At 44.9% G+C, this 4,513-nt stretch carries 4 protein-coding genes; 3 read left to right on the forward strand and 1 reads right to left on the reverse strand.

The features are described 5' to 3' along the window. From IM509_RS19905 to IM509_RS19915, 3 genes are all read left to right on the forward strand, one after another. Positions 1–994 (forward strand): RNA-guided endonuclease InsQ/TnpB family protein (locus tag IM509_RS19905; protein ID WP_287717331.1); only part of this gene is annotated, 994 nt, incomplete at its 5' end. Between the two features lie 185 nt (positions 995–1,179). Next, entirely contained in the window at positions 1,180–1,587 is a 408-nt protein-coding gene (locus IM509_RS19910; RefSeq protein WP_002763516.1) for a hypothetical protein, read from the forward strand. A gap of 10 nt (positions 1,588–1,597) precedes the next feature. Further along, on the forward strand, positions 1,598–2,845 hold the full coding sequence (locus IM509_RS19915; RefSeq protein ID WP_002763515.1) for a glutamate-5-semialdehyde dehydrogenase: 1,248 nt from the start codon (positions 1,598–1,600) through the stop codon (positions 2,843–2,845). Between the two features lie 426 nt (positions 2,846–3,271). On the opposite strand, the gene IM509_RS19920 is transcribed toward IM509_RS19915, so the two are convergent. Beyond that, a complete protein-coding gene (locus IM509_RS19920) occupies positions 3,272–4,078 on the reverse strand; it encodes an MlaE family lipid ABC transporter permease subunit (protein ID WP_052278159.1) in 807 nt (268 codons plus the stop codon). Positions 4,079–4,513 lie beyond the last annotated feature (435 nt).

The raw sequence follows: 4,513 nt of genomic DNA on the forward strand, positions 1-4,513 counted from the left end.
ACGAGTAGATTTTGCTTTTCAGAGATTCTTTAAACTTAAATCAGGTTATCCTAAGTTTAAGGCATCTAGAAATTATCGAGGTTGGACTTATCCTGATGGTGCTGGTTGGTCAATTGATTCTTCTGGTCATCATGGTTTTTTAACTCTGTCTAACTTAGATAAGATTAAAATCCGAGGAAAAGCAAGAGATTGGGGAATCCCCAAGACCTGTATAATTATGTTCAAACAGGGAAAATGGTACGCCTCAATCACAGTCGAATGTACTCCTACTCGACAACAAACCGATAGGGGAGCCATCGATTTAGACTTTGGAGTTTTGCACGCCATAGCTGATAGTAATGGCCATGGAATCGAGAATCCCAGACTTCTTAAATCTGCTCAGGAAAAGATTAAAAAGATTGCCAAAAAATCTAGACGCAAGCGCAACCCCAAAAAGGGAGTTAAAGCATCTAGAAGAGCTAGAAAATTGGCTAGGGCAGTTGGGAAAATTCACAGCAAGGTAGCTAGACAAAGACAAAATTGGCATCCTCAAGTAGCAGTAGAGATAGTTCGCTGTAATAGCCTCATTGCTACGGAGAAATTAAACCTTAAAGGGATGACCCAAAAATCTAAGGGCAGTAGAAAAAGACAAAAATCAGGGTTAAACAGGTCTATTCTTGATGTAGGGATAGGTAATTTAAAATCCTTGATTAAAGAAAAAGTCACGGAAGCTGGGGGTTTTTATGTTGAGGTTCCTACCCAAAAAATTAAACCCTCCCAAACTTGTCCTAATTGTGGTCATCAAAAGAAGAAATCTTTAGCCGAAAGAGTTCATCGCTGTGAGAAATGTGGCTATTCTTGTGATCGAGATGTAGCTGCTGCACAAGTTATGCTCAATTATGCTAGGGGCTTGGAACGAGCCTCTTTAGATGCAGAGTCGTCTAGCGCTACCTTGTGCGGAAGTATGAGGCATCTAGGGACGAAGAATCGTCAGAAACTCCAATCGAGCGCGTAGCGGATTGGAGTAGTTCATAAAATCTTGAAATATACCTTAAGGTCAGGATGAATAATTTAGGGATATACCTTAAGATGGGAATTACCCGTGAGCAATAGGGTTGAGGATTTTGGGCAACCGTTGAATACCTTAGCCATTGACCACGAGCAACTAAAAACAAACGTTGATAAACAAAAATTTAGCTTGTGCGACCGCATAAATATACCAAAATCGACCAACACCAAGACTATCCTTGTCCCTGTCGTCGGAAAGGGACATTGTGCCCGATTTTATTGACCGATGCCTTTGGCTGTGATCGCTGTCAACAGATATTTGTGCTACAGGAAAACGGTCAAATTATCGAACAATTAGCCCCCCACTATCCCTATAAACGCAGTTGGCGCTGGACGGGATTTCGTTGGGTGAGTACGAATCGGCGCTTTGGACAAGAGGTATTACCCCTGATGGTGGGGATAATTCTGTTATTATCGATCGTCTGGCTACCCTTAATTTTAAAATCACCGCCGGGGGTAAGCGTGATTTTTGGGGCAATTCTAGTTATGCTATTAGTTATTTTGCCCGCATTCATCTTTTGGTTAGCCTATCGACGCTAGACAAGAATCTATGATCGAAAGTTCCCCCAAAACCCCCCCGACGATCTTTAAGCAAGCATACAATGCTTTTCTGGATCTAGGTCAATTCAATGGCAACGAAAGAAATCGCGGGGTAATCGCGATCGCTAATGCCATTAAAACTGGCTTTGATCGCATTTTAGAAGCCAATACCCTCGATTTAGAAGTCAGTCGAGAGATGGCCGTCTCAGAACAAATGATTCGCTGGTTACGGTTAACTCCCGAACGTTTAGAGACGACGGTGGAGGTATTGCAACAACTAGCGGAAGCATCGGATCCGCTGCAACAGGTAATTAACGCGGCCTATCAACTTAATCCGTCCCAAACCTATTGCCAAAGGATGCCTTTAGGAGTGATTGCCTTAGTCTATGAAGGTTTTCCCGAATTAGCGATGGTAGCGGCGGGATTTTCCCTAAAAAGTGGCAATAGTTTGATTATTCGCGGTTCCAATGCCTCTAGTCATTCCGATGGAGTGATTACGGAAATTATCCAAGAAGCTTTGGAAGATGTGGGTTTACCCGTGGATTGTGTGAGTGGTTTACCCTGCGATTCTAGTCCCTCCCTAGAGGAGTTGCTGACGCAGGAAAATTATGTTAATTTGATTATTCCCTACGGTCGCCCTAGTTTAATCGGTCGGGTGAGTCAATTGGCCACGGTTCCCGTTTTGCGTGCGGCCATGGGAAACTGTTATTTGTATTGGTCTCCTAGTGGCGATTTGGAGTTAGCTCGTCAGGTAATTATCGATAGTCATGGCAGCATACCCGATCCGGTTAACGCGATCGAAAAAGTTTTAATTAGTCCCCATCACAATTCTTCAACTTTAAGTCGTTTGTTTAAAAGTTTGCAGGAAAAAGGCTTTAAATTGCGGGGAGATAACCGATTAGCGGCGGATTTTCCCGAACATTTAACCATTGCTACCGATAATGATTGGCAAAGACCCTATTTAGAAAAAACGGTGGCCTTTAGGTTAGTGGATACCCTCACTGATGCGATCGCTTGGATTAATAAGTATAGTAGCGGTCACGCGGATTGTATTGTCACCGAATCCTATCGAGAAAGTCGTCAATTCGCCATGGAGTCCGATAGTGCTTTAGTTTATATCAATTCTTCACCCCGATTCGATCGCAATCCCAAACAGGGAGAATCGGTGTTTTTGGGCATTTCCAACCAAAAAGGCCAGCGCCGGGGGTTAATCAACCTAGAAACCTTTACCACCCTTAAACAGGTGGTGCAGGGGTAGTTTTGGTGAACTGGGTATTGTTAAGTTAGCTAGGGTTTGCGGCAAAAAGTTTTTCGTGGGGGTAGGGTGTGGGGTGTGGGGTGTGGGGTGTGGGGTTTTAGGGATTTTGAGGGGGTCAGTTACCTAATTTTCAGGGAAAAAGTCCCGGAATTTTACCCCCGATCACTCCAATGGTTGGCACTTTTTGAGGGAAAAAAAGTCTAAAAGTCTTACCCAACAAGGTTTTTAGATTTATTCAGCCAACCCTACCTAGTGGTCTGCGGCAAAAAGTTTTTCGTGGGGGTAGGGGTAGGGTTGATTCATGAATCAACCCTACGACATCGGGGGGGCGGGGGCAAGAGGCAAAAGGAGGAATAAATAATCAGTCTTTAATAACTGGATTTAGTATTAGAACAATGGCGAGAAAATGACAGTTTTTAACTGAAATTACTGTCCAAACAAAACCGAACTATTGCCAGATCCTTGGAACAAGATCCAAGTCATCAGCAGATTAGATACAAAAATCGCTAAGAGCATAGTGACTACGGCCGCGGTCGTAGCTTGGCCGACTCCTTTAGCACCGCCATCGGTCGTTAAACCCCAATTACAGCCGATAATCGCAATTAAAGCCCCAAAAACCAACCCTTTAACCGGTCCACTCAGCACATCTCCCACACCCAGAAAACCGCGAACCGAGTCGAGAAAAACTGAATTGGCAATCCCGTATAAACTTTGGCCGACTAGCAAACCGCTACCTAAACCGATCAGCAACGCCATAACACTCAAAGCGGGAACCATCAGACAACAGGCAATTAAACGGGGCAGCACCAGATATTCCACGGGATCGGTTTTGAGCATATAGAGTGCGTCGATCTGCTCTGTCACCTTCATGGTACCGATTTCCGCCGCAAAAGCCGATCCTACCCGACCGGCTACCACGATCGCCATCATAATCGGACAGAGTTCCCGACCGAGAGCAAGGGCCAAAATTCCCCCCACCATACTGCCAGCGCCCAAGGCTTGGAACTCCCGCGCCACTTGAATGGTAAAGATCATCCCGATCACCGCAGCCGTGATCATGGCGATAATCAGGGAAGCAGGCCCAGCTGCCACCATTTGTTCTTGGGTGACGCGCCAATCGGGTTTGCGCGTGAATAGGAAGTAAAAAACCCTGCCGGTTAATAGTACCGCTAACCAACAGCGCCGAAACCAAGAGCTTAATTCCTTGCTAAAAATCGCCAATAAATTCTTCATTGTCCCCAAAATCGATCGGACTAGAGAAAAGTCTATCCTGTTTTGTCTTCTAATACCAAATCCTGTTATAATAAAACGAGTAAAGACAAGGAGATAAAATGCCCAAGAAAGCTGACTTAGCCGAACATCTAAGTTCAGAGGAACTGATACTAAATCTGGTTATTAAAAACTGATTATTTATTCCCCCTACCCCCCCGATGTCGGGGGGCAGGGGGGGTTGCCTCTTGCCTGTTGCATGAGTGCCTCTCCTCTATAAGTAGGCTGGCTGAATAAATGTGAAATGTAGGCAAGGTAAGGGTTTTGTGGCTTTACGAGCGAAACAGGTGCAAGATTTTGAGAGAATCGTCGTTCAAAACCTTGCGTCTTCATCGGCCCGCGTCCTGTAGGGGCGAAGCATTCGGGCAATAACCTATCGGTGAAACCGTAGATTTTCTA

Source organism: Microcystis sp. M31BS1 (genome assembly GCF_020245285.1).
In the GTDB taxonomy this organism is placed as follows: Bacteria; Cyanobacteriota; Cyanobacteriia; order Cyanobacteriales; family Microcystaceae; genus Microcystis; species Microcystis panniformis.

What these genes read in the sequence shown, in the direction of transcription:
- IM509_RS19915 (WP_002763515.1), top strand. Translation starts at nt 1,598, where the DNA reads ATGATCGAAAGTTCCCCCAAAACCCCCCCGACGATCTTTAAGCAAGCA.
- IM509_RS19920 (WP_052278159.1), bottom strand. Translation starts at nt 4,078, where the DNA reads ATGAAGAATTTATTGGCGATTTTTAGCAAGGAATTAAGCTCTTGGTTT.